The 22,394-nt window shown below is 63.0% G+C and carries 18 protein-coding genes; 11 read left to right on the top strand and 7 right to left on the bottom strand.

Translation table 11 applies throughout. The features are described from left to right. Positions 1 to 102 precede the first annotated feature (102 nt). From ARC78_RS02430 to ARC78_RS02420, 3 genes are read left to right on the top strand one after another with little or no spacing between them, the layout of a single operon-like run. Positions 103 to 1,236, top strand: coding sequence for an efflux RND transporter periplasmic adaptor subunit (locus tag ARC78_RS02430; RefSeq protein ID WP_054656835.1), 1,134 nt, complete (start codon positions 103 to 105; stop codon positions 1,234 to 1,236). Further along, positions 1,233 to 4,706 carry an efflux RND transporter permease subunit gene (locus tag ARC78_RS02425; RefSeq protein ID WP_054656836.1) on the top strand — a complete coding sequence of 1,158 codons (3,474 nt, stop codon included), beginning with the start codon at positions 1,233 to 1,235 and terminating at the stop codon, positions 4,704 to 4,706. Before ARC78_RS02430 ends, ARC78_RS02425 begins: the two co-directional genes overlap by 4 nt. A gap of 5 nt (positions 4,707 to 4,711) precedes the next feature. Continuing rightward, positions 4,712 to 7,777 carry an efflux RND transporter permease subunit gene (locus ARC78_RS02420; RefSeq protein ID WP_057505652.1) on the top strand — a complete coding sequence of 1,022 codons (3,066 nt, stop codon included), beginning with the start codon at positions 4,712 to 4,714 and terminating at the stop codon, positions 7,775 to 7,777. Positions 7,778 to 7,848: 71 nt separating this feature from the next. On the opposite strand, the gene ARC78_RS02415 is transcribed toward ARC78_RS02420, so the two are convergent. The 6 genes from ARC78_RS02415 to ykgO all read right to left on the bottom strand — a co-directional run bounded on the left by ARC78_RS02415 (position 7,849) and on the right by ykgO (position 12,409). Then, complete coding sequence (locus tag ARC78_RS02415) at positions 7,849 to 9,081, bottom strand: TraB/GumN family protein (RefSeq protein ID WP_054656837.1); 1,233 nt, start codon at positions 9,079 to 9,081, stop codon at positions 7,849 to 7,851. Then, on the bottom strand, positions 9,074 to 9,604 hold the full coding sequence (locus ARC78_RS02410; protein WP_054656838.1) for a GNAT family N-acetyltransferase: 531 nt from the start codon (positions 9,602 to 9,604) through the stop codon (positions 9,074 to 9,076). Before ARC78_RS02410 ends, ARC78_RS02415 begins: the two co-directional genes overlap by 8 nt. A gap of 16 nt (positions 9,605 to 9,620) precedes the next feature. Further along, positions 9,621 to 10,508 carry a carbon-nitrogen hydrolase gene (locus tag ARC78_RS02405; RefSeq protein WP_054656839.1) on the bottom strand — a complete coding sequence of 296 codons (888 nt, stop codon included), beginning with the start codon at positions 10,506 to 10,508 and terminating at the stop codon, positions 9,621 to 9,623. Positions 10,509 to 10,630: 122 nt separating this feature from the next. Beyond that, a complete protein-coding gene (locus ARC78_RS02400) occupies positions 10,631 to 11,668 on the bottom strand; it encodes an agmatine deiminase family protein (RefSeq protein ID WP_054656870.1) in 1,038 nt (345 codons plus the stop codon). Positions 11,669 to 11,756: 88 nt separating this feature from the next. Beyond that, entirely contained in the window at positions 11,757 to 12,086 is a 330-nt protein-coding gene (locus ARC78_RS02395) for a hypothetical protein (RefSeq protein ID WP_054656841.1), read from the bottom strand. Positions 12,087 to 12,283: 197 nt separating this feature from the next. Continuing rightward, positions 12,284 to 12,409 (bottom strand): type B 50S ribosomal protein L36, encoded by a 126-nt coding sequence (ykgO, locus tag ARC78_RS02390; protein WP_054656844.1) that lies wholly within the window; start codon positions 12,407 to 12,409, stop codon positions 12,284 to 12,286. Positions 12,410 to 12,599: 190 nt separating this feature from the next. Between ykgO and cmk the strand changes: the two genes are divergently transcribed. The 8 genes from cmk (at position 12,600) to galU (ending at position 20,901) form a co-directional block, all read left to right on the top strand. Further along, entirely contained in the window at positions 12,600 to 13,277 is a 678-nt protein-coding gene (cmk, locus tag ARC78_RS02385; RefSeq protein ID WP_057505651.1) for a (d)CMP kinase, read from the top strand. Between the two features lie 195 nt (positions 13,278 to 13,472). Continuing rightward, positions 13,473 to 15,164, top strand: a complete 1,692-nt coding sequence (gene rpsA / locus ARC78_RS02380) for a 30S ribosomal protein S1 (protein WP_054656846.1) — start codon at positions 13,473 to 13,475, stop codon at positions 15,162 to 15,164. Positions 15,165 to 15,254: 90 nt separating this feature from the next. Continuing rightward, on the top strand, positions 15,255 to 15,560 hold the full coding sequence (locus ARC78_RS02375; RefSeq protein ID WP_054656848.1) for an integration host factor subunit beta: 306 nt from the start codon (positions 15,255 to 15,257) through the stop codon (positions 15,558 to 15,560). A 75-nt stretch (positions 15,561 to 15,635) separates the two neighbouring features. Beyond that, positions 15,636 to 15,932, top strand: a complete 297-nt coding sequence (locus ARC78_RS02370; RefSeq protein WP_054656850.1) for a lipopolysaccharide assembly protein LapA domain-containing protein — start codon at positions 15,636 to 15,638, stop codon at positions 15,930 to 15,932. A 6-nt stretch (positions 15,933 to 15,938) separates the two neighbouring features. Further along, positions 15,939 to 17,117 carry a lipopolysaccharide assembly protein LapB gene (gene lapB / locus ARC78_RS02365; RefSeq protein ID WP_057505650.1) on the top strand — a complete coding sequence of 393 codons (1,179 nt, stop codon included), beginning with the start codon at positions 15,939 to 15,941 and terminating at the stop codon, positions 17,115 to 17,117. Positions 17,118 to 17,147: 30 nt separating this feature from the next. Further along, a complete protein-coding gene (locus ARC78_RS02360; RefSeq protein WP_054656872.1) occupies positions 17,148 to 18,095 on the top strand; it encodes an MraY family glycosyltransferase in 948 nt (315 codons plus the stop codon). Between the two features lie 14 nt (positions 18,096 to 18,109). Further along, entirely contained in the window at positions 18,110 to 20,023 is a 1,914-nt protein-coding gene (locus ARC78_RS02355) for a polysaccharide biosynthesis protein (RefSeq protein WP_057505663.1), read from the top strand. Beyond that, entirely contained in the window at positions 20,023 to 20,901 is an 879-nt protein-coding gene (galU, locus tag ARC78_RS02350) for a UTP--glucose-1-phosphate uridylyltransferase GalU (RefSeq protein ID WP_054656853.1), read from the top strand. Before ARC78_RS02355 ends, galU begins: the two co-directional genes overlap by 1 nt. A gap of 274 nt (positions 20,902 to 21,175) precedes the next feature. On the opposite strand, the gene ARC78_RS02345 is transcribed toward galU, so the two are convergent. After that, a complete protein-coding gene (locus ARC78_RS02345) occupies positions 21,176 to 22,384 on the bottom strand; it encodes an acetyl-CoA C-acyltransferase (protein WP_054656855.1) in 1,209 nt (402 codons plus the stop codon). Between the last annotated feature and the right edge of the window lie 10 nt (positions 22,385 to 22,394).

The raw sequence follows: 22,394 nt of genomic DNA, 5'->3' as shown, positions 1-22,394 counted from the left end.
TGCGTGCTCCTCACCGATCCATGACTTTCGGGGCATGGTGTGACTGTGGGGTGGTGCAATACTTATCTACAACACCTGCCTACGCATCCCTGGGACAAGACGATGTCGCGACTTTCTACTCTGTACGGCCGCACCGGAACCTGCGCCGCCGCACTTCTGATCTCTTCGGCCCTGCTGCTGGGAGGATGCAAAGCCGGAGGCGAGGAGGCCCAGGCCAAGACGCCCGAGGAACAGAAGGCCATCGATGCGGTGCCGGTGGAAGTGGCCAGGGCGACCAACCGTGCGATCGCCGCCAGCTATACCGGTACGGCCGCGCTGGATGCGCGTGCCGAATCGCAGGTGGTGGCCAAGACCTCCGGCGTGGCGCTGGCGGTGATGGTCGAAGAGGGCCAGACGGTCCGTGCCGGGCAGCCGCTGGTGCGGCTGGATCCGGACCGCGCGCGCCTGGCGGTGGCGCAAAGCGAGGCGCAGATGCGCAAGCTGGAAAACAGCTATCACCGCGCGCAGAGGCTGGTGGAGCAGCAGCTGGTCAGTGCCGCCGATGTCGACCAGTTGCGTTTTGATCTGGAGAACGCCCGTGCCCAGTACCGCATGGCGACGCTGGAGCTTTCCTACACCACGGTAGTGGCGCCGATCTCCGGTGTGATCGCCTCGCGCGATATCAAGCCGGGCAACTTCGTGCAGATCAACTCGCCGATTTTCCGCATCGTCGATACCGGACAGCTGGAAGCCACGCTCAATGTGCCCGAGCGCGAAATCGCCAAGCTCAAGCCGGGCCAGGTGGTGGAACTGGCGGCCGATGCATTGCCCGGACGCAGCTTCACCGGCACGGTGGACCGGGTGTCGCCGGTGGTCGATACCGGTACCGGCACGTTCCGTGTGGTCACCACGTTCTCCGGCGAGCCCGACCTGCAGCCGGGTATGTTCGGCCGGCTGAGCATCAACTATGACCAGCGCGCCGATGCGCTCGTGGTACCACGCAATGCGCTGCTGGAAGACGGCGGACAGCCGGCGGTGTACGTGGTGCGCGATGGCAAGGCCCTGCGCACCACGCTCAAGCTGGGCTACGACGATGCGGGCTGGATCGAAGTGCGTGAAGGGCTGAAGCCGGGCGATGAAGTGGTGATCGCCGGCAAGGCGGCCTTGCGCGAAGGCAGTGCGGTGCAGGTGATCGGCAAGGACAAGCCGGCCGAAGTCGCCGCCAAGGCACCGGCCGCACAGGCGTCCAAGCAATGAGTGGCCCTGCTCCATCGGCCCCCGGCGGCGGCTTCGATCTGATCGAGTTCGCCACGCGCCGGCGCGTCACCATCGCGATGATGACGCTGACCCTGGTGCTGTTCGGCCTGATCTCGCTGCAGAGCCTGAAGGTCGAATTGCTGCCGGACCTGAGCTATCCCACGCTGACCGTGCGTACCGATTACGAAGGTGCGGCGCCGGCGGAAATCGAAACGCTGATCTCGCAACCGGCCGAAGAGGCGCTGGGCATCGTCAAGGGCCTGCGCAAGCTCAAATCGATCTCGCGCACCGGGCAGAGCGATGTGGTGCTCGAGTTCGCCTGGGGCACGGACATGCAGCAGGCCGGTCTGGACGTGCGCGACAAGATGGAGACGCTGCAGCTGCCGCTGGAGGCCAAGCCGCCGGTGCTGCTGCGCTTCAATCCGTCGACCCAGCCGATCATGCGCTTGGCGCTGTCGTCCAGGCAGGAAGCCGGCAGCGAGGCCGATGCGGTGCGCCGGCTGATGGAGCTGCGCCGCTATGCCGACGAGGATCTCAAGCGCAAGCTCGAACCGGTCAGCGGTGTGGCCGCGGTCAAGGTCGGCGGCGGTCTGGAAGACGAAATCCAGGTGGAGATCGACCAGCGCAAGCTGGCTCAGCTCGGCCTGTCGCTGGATACGGTGATCCAGCGCCTGCAGCAGGAGAACGTGAATCTCTCGGGCGGTCGCCTGGAGGAGGGCTCGCAGCGCTATCTGGTGCGTACCGTGAACCAGTTCGCCACGGTCGAGCAGATGCGCGAGATGCTGCTGACCACCACCGGGGGTTCCGGCGGAGCGGCGGCGGCCGGGGAGAACCGGCAGTTGATGATGGCCATTCTCGGCAGTCGCGATCCCAATGTGATCGCCGCGATGCGCAATGACGGCAACGGTGGCGGTGTGGCCACGGTGCGATTGAAGGATGTGGCCAACGTCTACCAGGGCTACAAGGAACGCGAGGCGGTGATCCGCAGCGGCGGCCGTGAGGCCGTGGAGCTGGCCATCTACAAGGAAGGCGATGCCAATACGGTGTCCACCGCCGATGCCCTGGAAACCCGGCTGGAAGCCATCCGCAAGCAGCTGCCCAAGGACATCGAGCTGACACAGGTGGAGGACCAGTCGGTCTTCATCCGCCACGCCATCAAGGACGTCAAGATCGATGCGGTGATCGGAGGCCTGCTGTCGATCCTGATCATTTTCCTGTTCCTGCGCGATGGCTGGAGCACTTTCGTCATTTCGCTGTCATTGCCGATCTCGATCATCGCCACGTTCTTCTTCATGGGCCAGCTGGGCCTGAGTTTGAACGTGATGTCGCTGGGGGGGCTGGCGCTGGCCACCGGTCTGGTGGTGGATGACTCGATCGTGGTGCTCGAATCCATCGCCAAGGCGCGCGAGCGCGGCATGGGCGTGCTGGAAGCGGCGATCAAGGGCACCCGCGAGGTATTCATGGCGGTGGTGGCCTCCACGCTCACCACCATCGCGGTGTTCCTGCCGCTGGTGTTCGTCGAAGGTATCGCCGGCCAGCTGTTCCGCGACCAGGCGCTGACGGTGTCCATCGCCATCGCGGTGTCGCTGGTGGTGTCGATGACGCTGATCCCGATGCTGAGCGCGCTCAAGGGCCGTCCGCCGCTGGAGTTTCCGGCCGAGGATCCGCAACAGCCGTGGCGTCCGGCCAGCCGTTGGCAGAAGCCGATGGCCTACACCGGCCGTGGTATCGGCGCGCTGATCCGCTACGGTTTCCTGGCGCTGGTCTGGTCGGTGGTGCGGGTCTTCCGCGGCATCTCGGCGGTGGTGGGCCCGGTGATGCGCAAGGCCAGCGATCTGGCGATGGCGCCCTACGGCCGTGCCGAAGCCGCCTACCTGAAGGCATTGCCGGCGGCGTTGAAGCGGCCGTGGCCGGTGCTGGGCTTTGCAACGCTGGCCTTCGGCCTGACCCTGGCCGCGCTGCCATTGCTGGGGGTGGACCTGCTGCCACAGCTGGCCCAGGACCGTTTCGAGATGACCGCCAAGCTGCCGCCGGGCACGCCGCTGGCGCAGACCGATGCGCTGGTGCGCGAGGTGCAGCGCACGCATGCCAACGAAGAAGGCGTGCGCCTGCTGTATGGCGTTTCCGGCACCGGCACCCGGCTGGATGCCAGCCCGACCGAAAGCGGCGAGAACATCGGCAAGCTGTCGGTGGTGATGAGCGACACCTCGCGCGAGCCGGAGCTGACTGAAAAGCTGCGGCAGACGATGAAGGCCTGGCCGGCCGCGCAGGTCGACTTCGCCCGTCCGGAGCTGTTCGCGTTGTCGCCGCCGCTGGAGATCGAGATCGAAGGCAACAACCTCGAGGACATCCGTGTGGCGGGCAACCGCCTGGCCGACCTGCTGCGCGGCAATGCGCACTATGCCGACGTCAAATCGACGGTGGAGCAGGGCTTTCCGGAAATCCAGATCGTGTTCGACCAGGAGCGCGCCGCGGCGCTGGGCCTGACCACACGGCAGATCGCCGATGCGGTGGTGAACAAGGTGCGCGGCAATGTGGCCACCCGCTACAGCTTCCGCGACCGCAAGATCGACGTGCTGGTGCGCGTGCAGGAATCGGAGCGTTCCTCGGTGGAGGATATCCGCCGGCTGATCGTGCATCCCAGCGGTTCCAAGCCGGTCGAGCTGGGTTCGGTGGCCGAAGTGGTTTCCACCACTGGCCCCAGCGAAATCCATCGCGCCGATCAGCGCCGCGTGGCCATTGTCTCGGCCAACCTGCGTGATATCGATCTGGGCAAGGCGATCACCGAGGTGCAGAGCCTGGTGGCGCAGAATCCGCTCGGTACCGATGTGGGCATGCATATCGGTGGCCAGGGCCAGGAGCTGGGCGAGTCGATCCGTTCGCTGCTGTTCGCCTTCGGTCTGGCGGTGTTCCTGGTGTATCTGGTGATGGCCTCGCAGTTCGAATCACTGCTGCATCCGTTCGTCATCCTGTTCACCATTCCGCTGGCGCTGGTCGGTGCGGTGGGCGCGCTGCTGCTGTCGCGCTCGCCCGTTTCGGTGGTGGTGTTCATCGGTCTGATCCTGCTGGTCGGGCTGGTGGTGAAGAACGCGATCATCCTGATCGACAAGGTCAACCAGCTGCGCGAGGAAGGCGTGGCCAAACGACAGGCGCTGGTGGAAGGCGCACGCTCGCGTCTGCGTCCGATCATGATGACCACCTTGTGTGCGGTGTTCGGCTTCCTGCCGCTGGCCCTGGCTGTCGGTGAAGGTGCCGAGGTGCGTTCGCCGATGGCGATCACCGTCATCGGCGGCCTGCTGGTCTCCACACTGCTGACCTTGCTGGTGATCCCGGTGGTCTATGACCTGCTGGACCGCAAGCCGGACGAGTACTACGCCGAGCGCGGCCTGCGTGCCCGGCAGGTGGCCGCACAGGCGGTGCAGGTGCTGGCACGCGAGCAGGACGCCCTCGACGGCGCGGCGAAGGACTGACCCGGATGAACATCACCGAGCTGTCCATCCGCCGCCCCGTCACCACCATCATGCTGTTTGTCTCGATGGTGGCGATCGGCCTGATCGCCGCATTCAAACTGCCGCTGGAGGCCGAACCGGAAGCGACGATTCCCTTCTTCTTCGTGTCATTGCCGTACCCCGGATCCACGCCGGAAGAAGTGGAGCGCAACGTGCTGCGGCCGGTGGAAGAGGCCATTGCCACGATGCCCGGTATCAAGTCGATGAACTCGCGCGCCAATGCCGAAGGCGGCACGATCCAGGTCGAGTTCAGTGACTGGGGCCGGGATATCGCCATGGCCGCTTCCGAGGCCCGCGAGCGCATCGACGCGATCCGCGACCAGCTGCCGGACGATTTCCGCCGCTATTACGTGCAGCGCTGGAGCACCAGCGACCGCGAGGCGATGAGCCTGCGTCTGAACAGCGAGGAGGATCTGACCGCGCGCGTCGATCTGATCGAACGCAGCATCAAGCAGCGGCTGGAGCGCCTGCCAGGCGTGGCCCGCATCGAGGTCGAAGGCGTCGCCAAGCAGGAAGTACTGGTCGCGCTGGACAAGGATCGCCTCAGCGCGCATGGCGTCGCCCTGAACGAGCTGGTGCAGCAGTTGCAGGCGGCCAATTTCTCGGTTTCGGCCGGCCAGATCAACGAGGCCGGCCGTCGCCTGCGCGTGCAGCCGCGCGGCGAGCTTCTGGAGTTGCAGGCCTTGCGTGACCTGCGCATCAACAATCGCGGCACCCGTCTGTCCGATATCGCCGAAGTCAGCTTCCAGCCGCAGCGCATGAACTATGTGCGGCAGATGGAAGGCCGGCCCAGTGTGGGTGTGGACATCTACAAGGAGCGTTCGGCCAATCTGGTGGATCTCTCGCGCGCTGTGCGGGCCGAGATCAAGGTGCTGGAAAACGATCCGGCGATGCGCGGGATCGATATCGAGATCGCCGACGACCAGGGCCAGGCGGTGACCACCTCGCTGCTGAAGCTGGCAGAGGCCGGTGCGATCGGTCTGCTGCTGTCGGTGATCGTGCTGTACGCGTTCCTGCGCCACTGGCCCTCGACGCTGATGGTATCGATGGCCATTCCGATCTGTTTCATCATGACGTTGGGCTTCATGTACTTCACCGGCATCACCTTGAACATCATCTCGATGATGGGCCTGCTGCTGGCGGTCGGCATGCTGGTGGACAACGCGGTGGTGGTGGTGGAAAGCATCTACCAGGAGCGGGAGAAATTTCCCGACCAGCCGGCGATGGCCTCCATTGTCGGTACCCGGCACGTGGCGATTGCCCTGTCCGCCGGCACGTTGTGCCACTGCGTGGTGTTCCTGCCGATGATGTTCGGCGAGAAGAACATCATCACCATCTACCTGTCGCAGCTGGCGGTGACCATTTCCGTGTCGCTGCTGGCCTCGTGGCTGGTGGCGGTGAGCCTGATCCCGATGCTCTCGGCACGGATGAAGACGCCGCCGGCGGTGAAATCGCCCTTCATCAGTCGTCTGCAGGACCGCTATGCGAAGGCGCTGCGTTGGACGCTGCTGCACCGTGGCTGGAGTGTGGCCGGCATCCTGTTCATCTCGCTGGTCAGCGTATGGCCGATGACCCACACCCAGGGCGGTGGCGATGAAAGCGATCCGGACGAGATCAACATCTTCTACCAGTGGAAGGGCTCCTACTCCAAGGAGGAGATGGGCAAGGAAGTGGCGCGGGTGGAGGATTTCGTCAACGCCCATCGCAAGGATTTCCATATCAAGCGCGTCTACAGCCGCTACAGCGAACAGGGCTGGGCGCAGACCCGCCTGTTCCTGGACATCGATGATGCCGAGCTGAGCAAGAAGATCGAGGAGGAGGTGCGCAAGGGGCTGCCGCAGTCGGCGCGGGCGAAGATCGGCATCGGCTGGCCGGGCGGGCAGGGCAGCGAAGGCCAGGGCATCCGCTTCAGCCTGGTCGGTGATTCGACCCAGACCCTGCGGGAGCTGGCCGACGATATCGTGCCGATGCTGGCGCGTGATCCGAAGCTGCGCGACGTACGCGTGGATACCGGCGATGCCAATGCCGAACTGGCGGTGCGCGTGGACCGGGAGCGTGCAGCCGCCTACGGCTTCAGCGCACAGCAGGTGGCGCAGTTCGTGGGTATGGCGTTGCGTGGCTCCTCGCTGCGCGACTTCCATCGCGATGATGTGGAGATTCCGGTCAACGTGCGCTTCGCCGGTTCGGAGAGCTACGGCATCGAGGATCTTTCCTCGTTCATGGTGCGCACCTCCAGCGGCGCGGAAGTGCCGCTGCTGGCGATGGTCGATGTCGACGTCAATCCGGCGGCCAATTCGATCCAGCGCCTGAACCGGCAGACCATGCTGCGGGTGGAGGCCGGGCTGGCCAAGGACGTGGCGATGGATGCGGCGCGCAAGTCGGTGGAAGCCACCCTGGACGGCGTGCAGTTCCCACCGGGCTACGGCTACACCTTCGCTGGCGGCGGCTTCAACATCAACTTCGATGGCATGCAGCAGATGGTGAACAGCATCTTCATCGCGCTGATCCTCATGCTGGTGATCATGGCCGCGGTGTTCGAGTCGCTGCTGTTTCCGGCGGCGATCATGTCCTGCGTGCTGTTCTCGATCTTCGGCGTGTACTGGCTGTTCTGGCTGACCGGTACCGAGATGAACATCATGGCGGTGATCGGCATCCTGGTGTTGATGGGCGTGGTGGTGAACAACGGCATTGTGATGATCGAGCACATCAACAATCTGCGGCGGCGTGGCATGGCCCGCACCGATGCGCTGGTGGAGGGAAGCCGCGAGCGGTTGCGGCCGATCATGATGACCATGGGCACGGCGATCCTGGCGATGATCCCGATCGCCTTGAATACCGAAACCGCCGATGGCATGCCGCCGTATCACCCGATGGCGCGCGCCATTGCCGGTGGCCTGGCTTTCTCCACGGTGGTCAGCCTGCTGTTCCTGCCCACCATCTACGCCATTCTCGATGACCTGCGTATGGGCACGGCGCGGCTGGTACGACGCGCACGCGGCTTGCCGGTGGACGGCCCGGTGCTGGAAAGCTGATCGGCGTCGCACCCGCTGAAAGAAAAAAGCCCGCAGCGATGCGGGCTTTTTTCAAGGGTGAAGCGGTCAGCTCAGCTGGCGAGCTTGCCGTAGACGGTGAAGCCGGTCAGCCACAGTCCCAGCATGCTGCCCAGATTGGTCAGCATGAAGGTCAGTACGATGCGGGTGACACGATTGCGGTACCAGCCCTTGAGAGTCTGCGCATCGTCACGCAGTTGCAGGAAATCGAGATAGGCCGGTTTGCGTAGGCGGGTTTCCACCATCGCGGCAAAGGCGCCGGTGGGAATGCTCAGCCGGAACGGCTTGAACGGCGCCACGGCGATCGCGGTGAGGATGCTCAGCGGATGGCTGCGGGCCAGCAACGCACCCAGGCCGGCCAGACCACCGGTGTACAGCGCCCAGATCGCCAGCATGTGCGCGCCCATGTCCAGGCCGCCGCGCCAGAAGCCGATGCCGATCCCGGCCAGCACCACCGCCAGGATGGTCAGGGTGATCCACGGGATATTGCGCTTCTTCGGCACGGCTTCGAGCTGCTCGCGCAGCGTCGCCGGGGCTTCGGTATCGGTCTCCAGGTAGCGGGCAAGTCCGGCCAGGTGTCCGGCGCCAACCACCGCCAGCACATTGCGCTGTTCGCTGTGATACTCCTCGCGCAGGCGCGTGGCCATGTAGCGGTCGCGCTCGCCGATGATGGCTTCATACAGCGCCGGGCTCTCGCTGGCGAACTCGCCGAAGCTCGATTCCAGCATGTCGCCCTGCTTGAGCTTCTCGATTTCCTCTTCGCCCACATCCTCCGACGAGAACAGCCCGGCGCCCAGCCCCATCACCAGCTTGATCTTGCCCAAGAAGCCCAGGCGTTGCGATGCACGACGGAAGGTCAGGCCGACATCACGGTCGATCAGGTGCACTGGCAGGTCGCGTTCCTTGGCCAGCTGTACCGCACGTTTCAGCTCGGCACCGGGCTCGATGCCCAGCTGCTCGGCCAGGCGGCGCTGGTAGGCGGCCAGGGCCAGGTTGGCGGCAAACAGCGCCACGCGGCCCTTGCGAATGACGTCGATCAGATCCAGCTGCGCGAGCGAATCGGGATTGGTCAGTGCCTGCAGGCGCTGCGGGTCCAGCTCCACGGCGACCGCATCGAACCGGCCGCTGCCGATGGCCTGTTCCACGGCCTGCACGCTGGCCAGCGACACGTGTGCGGTACCCAGCAAGGTGTAGCGCACGCCGTCGCGTTCGACGATGCGCACCGGCTGGCCGGCGAGCAGGTCGCTGTCGGCGTCAAAAAAGTTGTCGGTCATTGCTTCATTCATTGTTGGGTGGCGTGTTGGCGCCATCGCCGAGTGCACGCTGCATCTGCACGGTATCCAGCCAGCGGCCGTGCTTGCGGCCGAGCCCGCGGAACACGCCGACCAGCTCGAAGCCGAAACGCTCGTGCAGCTTGATGGAGGCGGTGTTGGTGGGCTCGCCGATCACCGCGACCATCTGCCGGAAACCGCGCGCGGTACAGTCGTCGATCAGCGCCTGCATCAACGCGCTGCCGATGCCGCGACCCTGGTAGCGGGCATCCACGTACACCGAGTTCTCCACCGTCCACTGGTAGGCGATGCGGGCGCGGTAACTGTTGGCGTAGGCATAGCCGCCCACCTCGCCGTCGATGATCGCGACGAGGTAGGGAAAGCCGCGTCCGGTGATGTCGGCCATGCGCTGCGCCATTTCCGCTTCGCTGGGCACCTCGTATTCGTAGGTGTTGACCAGTTCCCGCACCTCGACCGCATAGATGGCGGTGATGGCGGGAATGTCGGCGGGTGTGGCCGGGCGCAGCTGGAGGGTCACGGAGGGCCTGCGGGTGTCAGTCGATGTAGCGCTTGAGCAGATCACCGTAGGCATCGATACGGCGATCGCGCAGGAACGGCCAGATGCGGCGCACGTGTTCGCTGCGCTGCAGGTCGATATCGCACACCAAGATGGTCGGCTCACCACCGGCCTCGGCGAGGAATTCACCCTGCGGGCCGAGGACGTGGCTGTTGCCCCAGAAGTCGATGCCCGAGGCCCCCAGCGGCGAGGTTTCGTGACCGACGCGATTGCAGCTCAGCACCGGCACGCCATTGGCCACGGCATGGCCGCGATGGCTCAGCACCCAGGCGTCGCGCTGGCGGTTCTTCTCGTCCTGCACATCCTCCGGATCCCAGCCGATCGCGGTCGGGTAGAGCAGCAGCTCGGCGCCCGCCAGTGCCATCAGGCGCGCCGCTTCCGGATACCACTGGTCCCAGCACACCAGCACGCCGAGGCGGCCGACGGAGGTGTCGATCGGGGTGAAGCCGAGGTCGCCCGGGGTGAAGTAGAACTTCTCGTAGAAGCCCGGGTCATCGGGGATGTGCATCTTGCGGTACTTGCCCAGCAAGGTGCCGTCTTTTTCGAAGACCACCGCGGTGTTGTGGTACAGGCCGGCGGCGCGGCGTTCGAACAGCGAGCCGACGAGCACGACGCCGTACTTTTTCGCGATCGCGGCCAAACGCTCGGTGCTGGGGCCGGGAATCGGCTCGGCCAGATCGAATTCATCCACCGACTCGTGCTGGCAGAAATAGGGGCCGTTGTGCAGCTCCTGCAGCAGCACCAGCTTCGCGCCCTGCGCGGCGGCCTCGGCCACGCGGGCCTCGATCACGTCCAGATTGGCGGCGGCATCGCCGTGGTTGCGTTCCTGGATCAGGGCGACGGAAAGGGTGTGACGGGAGCTCATCCGATTACAGGTCCTGCAAGGGGAGGGCGCATGGTAGCGCGGAAGCCACGGCGGATTGTCCGCGGCGGCTGAACACGCGCCGCCTCAGGCGGTAGCGCTGTGGCGGCGCAGGAGGTGGCGGATCAGCTGGCCAGCAGGCCGGCCGGCAATTGCATGGTGATGCAGTGCAGGCTGCCGTTCTGCCAGATCAGCGAGCGGCAGGGGACCTGCACGATCTCGCGACCGGGGAAGGCCTGCGCCAATACGTCGCGTGCGGCCTGATCGGCCGCATCGCCATACGCCGGCATCAGTACCGCACCGTTGATGATCAGGAAGTTTGCGTAGGAAGCGGCCAGGCGGCGGCCCTCATCGAGCACCGGCTGCGGCCACGGCAGCGGGAACAGGCGGTACGGGTTGCCATCGGCAGTACGCAGCGCGGCCAGTTCCGCGCCCATGGCCTGCAGTTCGGCGTAGTGCGAATCCAGCGGGTCATCGCAATTCTGGTAGACGATGCTGTCGGCTGACGCAAAGCGGGCCAGCGTGTCGATGTGCGCGTCGGTATCGTCGCCTTCCAGATAGCCATGGTCCAGCCACAGCACGCGGTCCTGCTGCATCCAGGCGGCCATGTCGGCGCTGAGCGAGGCGCGGTCGCGGTCCGGGTGACGTTCGTGCAGGCACTGCCAGGTGGTCAGCAGCGTGCCTTGACCGTCGGTCTCGATACCGCCGCCCTCCAGCGCGAACGGGATGCTGCGCACGTCGGCATGGTTGAACACGCCAGCGGCATGCAGCACGCCGACCAGCTGGTCATCCAGGCTGGCTTCGAACTTGCCACCCCAGCCGGTGAAGCGGAAATCCAGCAGCTGGAAGCTGCCGTCGCCGCGCTTGAGGGTGATCGGGCCGGAATCGCGCAGCCAGGTATCGTCGTAGGCGGCGGTGACAAAGCGCACACGCTCCATGTCGATCCGGTTCGAGCGCAACCGCATTTCCGCGTAGGTCTCGATATCGTCATCGGCCACGCAGATCAGCACAGGCTGGAAACGGGTGATCGCGGCAACCAGGGCGATGTAGGTCTCTTCAACCTCGGCCAGGCGATCGGCCCAGTCGGTGTCGGCGTGAGGCCAGGCGATCAGTACGCCGGACTGGGATTCCCATTCGGCCGGAAAGCGGAGCGTATCGTTCATGTTCTCGTGCATGCAGGGCCCCGTGCCCAATGCGTGGGTGTAAGTGACGGTGGGCGTGGATGCCCGCCGTCACGCGGGGCGGAAAGGGTCAGCGGATAGGGGGCTTTGGCCCGATTTCATCAGGGCTGGCTTGGCGCGCGACAACATCGATCACGCGCTGTTTTTCGAAATACACAGTGAATGCCGGATAGACCCAGCGATGGATGGTCGGCCATTGGCGTTTCTGGCCGCCCCGCGGCTCAAGGCGCTCCTGCGGAGCACCGAAGCGCGCTTCGACCTGGCTCATGGTTTGGCCGCGGGCCGGCAAGACGCTGGCGGACTGTTCCTGGACCCGCTCGATGAGCAGGGTATCGGCCATGGCGGCTGACGTCGCACCCAACAGGGTGATCAGGGTTAGTGCGTGGATCGTGTGTTTCATAGTCGCTGCTCCCCAGAGGACAAGTGTCGATTACAGCAAAAAACGGCGACAAATAGATGGTCTTGTCGCGCGTATTGGTGTTGCCGGTCGATACGCGGCAGCCGGTAGGTGGATGCAGCAACAAAAAACCGCCCGAAGGCGGCTTTTTGTGAAGTCGGAAACCGTGCGGATCCCGTGACTGGCTCGCGCCAATCGGCTCAGCGCTGGCGAGCCTTGAAGCGCGGGTTCGACTTGCAGATCACGAAGATCTTGCCGCGACGGCGGACGACCTTGCAATCGCGATGACGGGCCTTCGCCGACTTCAGGGAGGACAGAATTTTCATGGCATACCTCGGCGGATAACTGTTGGAGTTCTCAGGAGCGCGGCCGCGGATATGCAGGTGGACGCTCGTTCAAGCCCGCCATTCTACCGGCTATTTCCATGGCGGTTCAAGTGGTTGCGCGCTGTCGCTACGTCAGGGTGGTGGTGTGGGGCGCTAGAATAGGCTGACTCCCATCAAAACAGGCCTCCCGATGAGCCAGCTTCCTCCCGTTTTGACCATTGATGGCCCCTCCGGGGCGGGCAAAGGTACCGTAAGTCGTATCGTTGCCCGTCACCTGGGGTGGCACTATCTGGACTCGGGGGCGCTGTACCGGGCGGTGGGGGTGGCGGCCAGTTGGGCGGACATCGATACCTCTGACGCCTCGGCACTGGTGCGGTGCACGTTCGATACCAAGGTCCAGTTCGTTGAGCAGGGTGAGAGTCTGCGGGTGCTGGTGAACGGTACCGACGCCACCGACGAGCTCCGGCTGGAAACCACCGGGGCGCTGGCCTCGGCGATTGCGGCGATTTCGGAGGTGCGGGCGGCGCTGAAGGAGCGGCAGCGCGCATTCAGGCTTGCGCCGGGACTGGTGGCCGATGGTCGCGACATGGGAACAGTGATCTTTCCGGATGCCCCATTCAAGGTTTTCCTGACTGCGAGCGCTGAAGAGCGTGCATTGCGCCGGCATAAGCAGTTGAAAGAAAAAGGGGTTTCGGTTAACTTTGAAGACCTCCTGCGCGAGATCATGGCCCGCGACGCCCGTGATGCACAACGCGCAGTGGCGCCCCTGAGGCCGGCAGACGATGCTGTCCTCATCGACACCAGCGGCATTGGCATCGACGACGTCGTTGCCAGGGTGCTGGGTCTGGTCCCCACGCAGGGGGCTTGATCCACGCTGCGCCGCGTGTGGCCAGTGCATCGGCCGCAGTCGCAGAAGAGAAGTTGCAACAACCCCGCTGCGCAATAGTGCGTGGTGGGTTTTTCCATTCACATGCGGCTGCTTCCACGGAGCCGACCAACAGGCTGGGCAGTACGGGTTTCCGCAACAGATCCGCTGTCCGTGTGTTCAACTGAGTAAATCTAAATGACCGAATCATTTGCAGAACTGTTTGAAGCCAGTCAGGCCAATCTGGCCAAGCTGAAGCCCGGTGCCATCGTTATCGGTACCGTCGTTGATGTCCGCGGCGACGTGGTGGTGATCAACGCCGGCCTGAAGTCCGAAGGCATCGTGCCGATCGAACAGTTCCGTAACGACGCTGGTGAGATCGACGTGGGCGTGGGTGACCAGGTGAAGGTTGCCCTCGACTCGCTCGAGAACGGCTTCGGCGAAACCGTCCTGTCGCGCGAGAAGGCCAAGCGCGCGATGGTGTGGGACGAGCTGGAAGAAGCGTTGGAAAAGAACGAAACCATCACCGGCCGCATCAGCGGCAAGGTCAAGGGTGGTTTCACCGTGGACATCAAGGATGTCCGCGCGTTCCTGCCCGGTTCGCTGGTCGATGTGCGCCCGGTGCGCGACCCGGCCTACCTGGAAGGCAAGGAGCTGGAGTTCAAGCTCATCAAGCTCGACCGCAAGCGTAACAACGTGGTCGTTTCGCGCCGTGCGGTTGTCGAAAGCGAGCACTCGGAAGAGCGCGAGCAGCTGATGGACAAGCTGCAGGAAGGCGCCATCCTGAAGGGTGTCGTCAAGAACCTGACCGACTACGGCGCGTTCGTGGACCTGGGCGGTATCGACGGCCTGCTGCACATCACCGACATGGCATGGAAGCGCGTGCGCCATCCGTCCGAAGTCGTGAACGTCGGCGACGAGCTGGACGTGCGCGTGCTGAAGTTCGACCGCGAGCGCAACCGCGTTTCGCTGGGCCTGAAGCAGCTGGGCGAAGATCCGTGGGATAACATCTCGCGTCGTTACCCGGCCAACAGCCGCGTGTTCGGCAAGGTCTCCAACGTGACCGATTACGGCGCATTCGTCGAGATCGAGCCGGGCGTCGAAGGCCTGGTGCACGTGTCCGAAATGGACTGGACCAACAAGAACGTCAACCCGTCCAAGGTTGTGCAGGTTGGTGACGAAGTCGAAGTGATGGTGCTGGACGTCGATGAAGAGCGTCGCCGCATCTCGCTGGGCATGAAGCAGGTTGCCGCCAATCCGTGGGAAACCTTCGCTGCCATCTACAAGAAGAACGACAAGGTGTCCGGTCAGATCAAGTCGATCACCGACTTCGGCATCTTCATCGGTCTGGATGGCGGTATCGACGGCCTGGTCCACCTGTCCGACATCAGCTGGGCGACCACTGGCGAAGACATCGTGCGCAACTTCAAGAAGGGCGACACGCTGGAAGCCGTTGTGCTGGCGGTCGATCCGGAGCGCGAGCGCATCTCGCTGGGCGTCAAGCAGCTGGAGCAGGATCCGTTCGGTCAGTACATGGCGACCAATCCGAAGGGCTCCAAGGTCGAAGGCGTGGTGAAGGAAGTTGACGCCAAGGGTGCCGTGATCGAACTGGCCGACGGTATCGAGGGCTATGTGATGGCGCGTGATATCGCCAACGAGCGTGTTGACGATGCAACCCAGCACCTGAAGGTCGGCGACAAGATCGAAGCCAAGTTCGTGGGCATGGACCGCAAGGGCCGCACCCTGCAGCTGTCGATCAAGGCCAAGGACGAAGCCGAGACGGCTGAAGCGCTGGCTGAGTTCAACAAGAACTCGACCGAAGCGGCGGCAGGCACCACCAGCCTGGGCGCACTGCTGCGTGCTCAGCTGAACGGGAGCAAGTCCGAGTAATTCGGGCATCCTGTTGTAGATGTGACCTGGGCGGCCCGGACATCAGTCCGGGCCGTTTCAGGGTAAGACCCTGCCATTGACGAGTACGCAATGACCAAATCCGAACTGATCGAAATCCTGGCGCGCCATCAGGCGCATCTGAAGGCAGACGATGTCGATCTGGCGGTGAAGTCGTTGCTGGAAATGATGAGCGGGGCGCTGGCCTCCGGTGAGCGGATCGAGATCCGTGGGTTTGGCAGTTTTTCCCTGCATTACCGCTCGCCCCGCCTGGGGCGCAACCCGAAGACGGGTGAGTCGGTGGCCTTGCCAGGTAAGCATGTGCCGCACTTCAAGCCAGGCAAGGAGTTGCGCGAACGCGTCAGCCCTGTCGTGCCGCTGGAAAGCGATCCGGCCTGAACGCTTTCGCCGGGTACTGCGAATTCATGCTTCGGGCGGTAAGCTACGGGCACAAATTTTAGGGGCGGTAGCCGAGTGAAAATCGTCCGTTTGTTGTTGTTGCTGGCGGTACTGGTTGGTGGGCTGGTGATCGGCTCGCTCAACTCCCAGCCAATCGACATCAGTCTTGCTTTCTGGGTATTACAGACGACCTCTGGCCTTGCGACCATCGCTTCGCTGCTGCTGGGGGCGCTGGTTGGCGGCGGCATGGTGCTGCTGGGGCTCGTTGTCCCGCTATACGCCAGATTGCGTCGCGCCAACAAGGCCCTGTCTTCTGCTGTTGTCGAGCTTTCCGGCTCGGCGCAGCCACCTTCTCCATTTGATGGACGCTGATCACCGATGGCCTTTATCAGTGAGTGGTTCTGGTTTTTCCTGTTTCTGCCGATCGCGGCGGTCAGCGGTTGGGTGATCGGTCGGCGTGGGGGGCAGCGTCATAGTGAGAGTCAGGTCAGCCGTCTTTCCAGCACCTATTTCCGTGGCTTGAACTATCTGCTCAACGAGCAGCCGGACAAGGCGATCGAGCTGTTTTTGCATATCGCCGAGCTGGACAAGGAAACATTCGAGACCCAAGTGGCGCTGGGTCACCTGTTCCGCCGGCGCGGAGAGGTGGATCGCGCGATCCGCCTGCATCAGGGGCTGGTCAATCGCAGTGATCTGACTGATGCCCAGCGCGTGCAGGCACTGCTCGCCTTGGGCGAGGACTACATGAAGTCCGGCCTGCTGGATCGCGCCGAAACCGTGTTTACCGAACTTGCGCAGCTGGATCAGCGGGCGCCACAGGCCCTGAAACATCTGATCAGCATCTATCAGGCCGAGCGCGACTGGGAGAAGGCGATCCAGAATGCCACCCGTTACGAAGAGGTCACGGACGAGCCGATGGGCAAGCTGATCGGCCAGTTCGAATGCGAGTTGGCCGAGCGGCATCGCGCGGCCGGGCGGCTGGACGAGGCTCGGGCGGCGATCAAACGGGCCAACGTGGCCGATGCGATGAGTGTCCGTGCCGGCATCATCGAAGGGCGGTTGGAGAGCGACTTCGGCAACGATGAGTTGGCAGTCCGGGCGTTCGAGCGGGCGGCGCGCAATGATCCGGATTACTTGCCCGAGATCCTTCCGCAGTTGCTGAAGAATTACCGTAATGTCGGCGATATCGCCGGTGCCCGGGCATTTCTGGCTGAAATGACCGAGCACTACCGGGGCATCGCACCCGTGCTGGCGTTGACGCACTTGATGGAAGAGCAGGAAGGGGTTGCGCCGGCGCGGGCCTATCTGGGCCGTCAGTTGAAGGATCGCCCCTCGGTGCGCGGCGAGTCGGCGCTGATCGATTTGACCCTTGCCGAAGGTGCGGACCCGATCGCGACGCTACAGGACCTCAAACACATCACCGACCAATTGCTGGTTCGTAATCCGTCCTATCGCTGTACGCGTTGTGGATTCGGCGCACGTACCCATCATTGGCAGTGCCCCAGTTGCAAAGAGTGGGGTTCGGTCAAACCGCTGCTGAATTTCGCGGTCCTCTGAGTCGTGTCGTTGCACTATGTCCTTCTGTTGATGCTGGTTTTCAGCGCTGCAACTATTGTGACTTGGGGGGCGATCCGCTACGCGCTGTGGCGTCAGTTGTTGGATCAGCCGGGCGAGCGTCGCAGCCATCAGGTGACCACGCCTCGTGGCGGCGGTATTGGTATCGTGGTGTCGCAGCTGCTGGCATGCATGCTCGCAGTTGCGCTGCTTCCTGTTTTCGCCATTCCAGTAACAGTGTTCGCTCTCGGTTTGCTGCTGGTGGCGGGTATCGGCTGGTGGGATGACCATCGCGCTTTGCCAGCGCTTCCTCGTCTGTGTGTGCACTTGGTGGCTGCCCTTTTGCTGGGCGCAATGGTGTGGGCGGAAAGCGGCAGCCTGCTCAAGGCGCTGTTTTGCGCAGGTCTGGCAGTTTCATTGATCAACATCTGGAATTTTATGGATGGCATCAATGGCCTGGCTGCAACCCAGGCGATCATCGTCGGGCTGGGCGCAGTACTGCTGTTGCCGCAACCGTATTCATTTGCGGCGTGGGCATTTGTAGTGGGCTGTGCCGGCTTTCTTCCGTTCAACTTCCCGCGGGCCCGCGTGTTCATGGGTGACGTGGGCAGTGGCGCGCTTGGGTACCTGGTTGCCGGGGTGCTGGCCTTGGGGCTCTGCGTAACGGAGGTTGCTCCAGTGCTATGGCTGCTGCTTCCAGTGGCGTTCTTCATCGATGCCGGATTCACGCTTCTGTTGCGGATCTTGAACGGAGAGCCTTGGATGGAGGCACATACGCAGCACCTCTACCAGCGATTGGTGAAGCGTGATTTTAGTCACTTTGCGGTCACGCTCGGTTACGTAGCTTTCAGTCTGATCGGGCTTACAATCGCCGTTGTATTTTCAAGGCTACCCCTAGTTTGGGGTTGGGCAGGGGGCTCAATCTGCATTGCCGCAGCGACGGTGATCTGGATTTCCTTTCGCGCAAGATCAATTTCATAAGGATGATGGCGGGTATGAGGTCTTTGCGAGAGCGCTTCGTTGGTGGTGGCTTGCGATATGCGGTGATGACGCATGACCTGGTCATGGTCTGGCTGTGTTGGCAGCTGCTGTTCCTGGGGCGCTATGCCTTGTTGAATGAAGCGCCTCCCCAGCCCTGGTTCTCGCTTGACGTATTGGTGGTCATAGCGCTGCAGGCGCTGGCTTTCTGGAAGGTTGGCCTCTATCGGGGTCTATGGCGTTTTGCCAGTGTTGCTGACCTGATCAATATCTTCAAAGCGAGTTTCATCGGATTGCTCGCCATTCTCGTGGTGTTCTCGTATCGCCGACTGGAAGGTATTCCCATCTCGGTATTGGTGGTCTATCCCTTTGCGTTGTCGGCGTTGCTAGGTACGCCACGCCTGTTGTACCGCGCTTGGAAGGACTACCAGGCAGTCAATTCGGATGCCAGGGCGCGGCGGGTTCTCGTGTTGGGTGCTGGTCATGCTGCAGAGTCCTTGATCAAGGATCTTCGCCGGTCCGGCGACTATGAACCGGTTGGGTTGTTGGATGATTCGACCCATCTGCAGGGCGCCAAGCTGCATGGCACCCCTATCCTCGGCCGGCTGGATGATGTTGCTTCGGTTGCCAGAGAGACGGACGCCAAGCTTCTTGTCATCGCGATTCCGACACTCGACGCCGCCGGCATGCAGCGGGTGGTGGGCCTCTGCGAAAGTACGGGGTTGCCGTTCCGCACTGTTCCCCGATTGGCCGATATTCTGGATGGGAACTCTTTGCCAGGGCAACTCAAGGAAGTTGCGATTGAGGACCTATTGGGCAGGAAGCCGATCCTGCCGGATTGGGAGTTGATCCGTGGCTGGCTCCGCGGCCGGACAGTTCTGGTGACGGGGGGCGGCGGATCTATCGGGTCGGAATTGTGCCGTCAATGCGCACGACATGGAGTCGCCAAGATTGTTGTTCTTGAAATCAGCGAATTGCTGATGATCAACATCCAGGCAGAACTGCGCAGGAATTTTCCCGATCTGCAGGTACTTGGCTTGTTGGGTGACTGCGGAGATCCGGCAGTGATTCGCCATGCCTTGAGCAGGTATCGCCCTGATACCGTCTTTCATGCGGCCGCTTATAAACAGGTTCCACTGCTTGAAGATCAGTTGCGTGAGGCTGTGCGCAACAACACATTGGCCACAGAGTGTGTGGCGACCGCATGTGTTGAGGCCAAGGTGGAGAATTTTGTATTCATCTCCACTGACAAGGCCGTGGATCCTGTGAATTCGCTGGGGGCGACCAAACGCTATGCGGAGATGATTTGCCAGAGTCTGGACAAACGTTCCGCTGCAACGAGGTTTCTGACGGTCCGCTTTGGCAATGTGCTCGGATCCGTGGGGAGTGTGGTACCGCTGTTCCGTGAGCAGATCAGAAAAGGCGGTCCAGTCACCGTGACCCACCCGGATGTCAGTCGCTATTTCATGACAATCCCGGAGGCCTGTCTGCTTATCCTGCAGGCGGCAGCTTCGTCATCGCGCGGTGCCATCTACATGCTGGATATGGGAGAGCCGGTGCTTATCCGGCATCTGGCGGAGCAAATGATCCGACTGGCAGGCAAACAACCGGGAGTGGATGTTCCCATTGTGTATACCGGCCTGCGTCCAGGTGAGAAGCTGCATGAAAGCCTTTTTTATGCCGATGAGAAGTGTCGCCCCACGGCGCACCCCAAGGTCATGGAAGCGGGCGTGCGTGAGTTCTGTCCAGAGTTGGTGCTTGGTAACATCGCCGGTTTGCGACGAGCAATAGCCGATTACGACATCGATGCGATGCGTGAGATTCTTCTCGCGACGATTCCCGAGTTCAGGGCGGTCGAGGAACCGTGTTCCGCCAATGCGGGTGCGAAGATCGTACCTTTCCCCTCAAAAGAAGCAGGAAGGATTCACTGATGCATGAGCGGATAAAGAAAGCGGTGTTTCCTGTGGCGGGCTTGGGTACCCGGTTTCTGCCGGCGACCAAGACGGTCCCCAAGGAAATGCTGCCGATCATTGATCGGCCGCTGATCCAGTACGCCGTCGATGAGGCTATCGAGGCCGGTTGTGACACGCTGATCTTCATCACCAACCGCTACAAACATGCGGTAGCCGACTATTTTGACAAAGCCTACGAGCTGGAACAGAAGCTTGAGCGCGCCGGTAAGCTGGAGCAGCTGGAGCAGATACGCCATGTACTGCCCAAAGGCGTGCGGGCCGTGTTCGTAACCCAGACCGAGGCGTTGGGGTTGGGGCATGCGGTTTTGTGTGCCAAGCCGATCGTCGGCAACGAGCCATTCGCGGTGCTGCTGCCCGATGACCTTATCTGGAACCGTGGTGACGGTGCCCTGAAGCAGATGGCCGACTTCAATGCCGCCAGTGGCGCCAGTGTCATCGCGGTCGAAGATGTCCCGCACGACAGGACCGGCAGTTATGGCATCGTGGCGACCGACAAGTTCGATGGTCGTCATGGCCACATCACCCAGATCGTCGAAAAGCCCAAGCCTGAAGATGCACCCAGTGATCTGGCGGTGGTGGGGCGTTATGTGCTCAGCCCGAAGATCTTTGAGTTGCTCGAAGCTACCGGCACAGGTGCTGGCGGCGAGATCCAGCTGACCGATGCGATCGCACAACTGCTCAAGACCGAGCAGGTGGATGCATATCGTTTTGAAGGCAAGCGTTTTGACTGCGGTACGCATCTCGGGCTGGTCGAGGCGACGGTTCGCTTCGCACTGGAGAACGACAAGCTGGCCGGACCGGCGCGTGCGATGATGCAGAAGATGCTGGCCGAGTAAGCGTCAGCGACAGATCTGGAAGCCAATGTTGTCTGTCAGCTGGGCAGGTTCGAAAGGCAGCCGGAAGGCTGCCTTTTTTTGATGTGATGCCGGTGTCCCGTAGGGCGTGGTCGCGCTGTGCCGGGACATTATCGGCCAGCTGTCTGCCGGGCAATGCTCGGGGCAACACATTCGGCTTGCTTGATTGCGAATGAGCTAGGCCTTTTTCCATGGTCGCTGAAAAGAGAAGGCGGCCCTGCGGCCGCCTTCGTCCATCAACAGCATGGCGAACCGCTTACAGCGATTCGAAAATGCCTGCAGCGCCCATGCCGGTACCGATGCACATGGTCACCATGCCGTACTTCTGCTGGCGACGGCGCAGGCCATGCAGCAGGGTGGCCGTACGGATCGCACCAGTGGCGCCCAGCGGGTGACCCAAGGCGATGGCGCCACCCAGTGGATTGACCTTGGACGGATCCAGGCCACAATCGCGGATCACCGCCAGCGACTGCGCGGCAAAGGCTTCGTTGAGCTCGATCCAGTCCAGCTGGTCCTGGCTCAAACCGGCCTGCTTCAATGCCTTCGGAATCGCCGCGATCGGGCCGATGCCCATCACTTCCGGGCGCACGCCGGCGACCGAGAAGCTGACGAAGCGGGCCAGCGGGGTCAGGCCGTAGTCCTTGATCGCCTGCTCCGATGCCAGCAGCACCGCACCGGCGCCATCGCTCATCTGCGATGAATTGCCCGCGGTGACCGAACCGCCGAACTGGCCATTGCGGAACACCGGGCGCAGCTTGGCCAGTCCTTCTGCGGACGAGTCCAGGCGCGGGCCTTCGTCCGTGTCGGCGATCTTGTTGCGGGTGATGATGCGCTTGCCATCTGCCAGATCCGGCAGGTGCGAGACGATGTCGTAGGGGCTGATTTCGTCCTTGAATTCGCCGTTCCGGATTGCGGCGATAGCCTTCTGGTGCGAGGCCAGGGCGAACGCGTCCTGTTCTTCGCGCGAGATCTTCCATTCCTCGGCGACTTTCTCGGCGGTGATGCCCATGCCGTAGGCGATGGCAACGTGGTCGTTGTCGAACACGCTTGGCGCCATCGCGATCTTGTTGCCCATCATCGGCACCATCGACATCGATTCGGTGCCGCCGGCCAGCATCAGGTCGCTGTTGCCCAGACGGATCTGGTCGGCAGCCATCGCCACGGCCTGCAGGCCGGAGGAGCAGAAGCGGTTCACCGTCTGCGCGGCGATGGTGTTGGGCAGGCCAGCCAAAAGCACGCCGATGCGTGCCACGTTCATGCCTTGCTCGGCTTCGGGCATGGCGCAGCCGATGATGGCGTCGTCGATGCGGTTGACGTCCACGCCCGGAGCCTGTGCGACCACGCTCTTTAGAACGTGGGCGAGCATGTCGTCCGGACGGGTGTTGCGGAACATGCCCTTGGGCGCCTTGCCAACCGGGGTGCGGGTGGCGGCGACGATGTAGGCGTCCTGGATTTGCTTGGTCATTGCAGTGATC

It is taken from the genome of Stenotrophomonas pictorum JCM 9942, from assembly GCF_001431585.1.
In the GTDB taxonomy this organism is placed as follows: Bacteria; Pseudomonadota; Gammaproteobacteria; order Xanthomonadales; family Xanthomonadaceae; genus Stenotrophomonas; species Stenotrophomonas pictorum.
The sequence above is the reverse complement of the archived record's forward strand: the minus strand, read 5'-3'. Positions and strand labels throughout refer to the sequence as shown.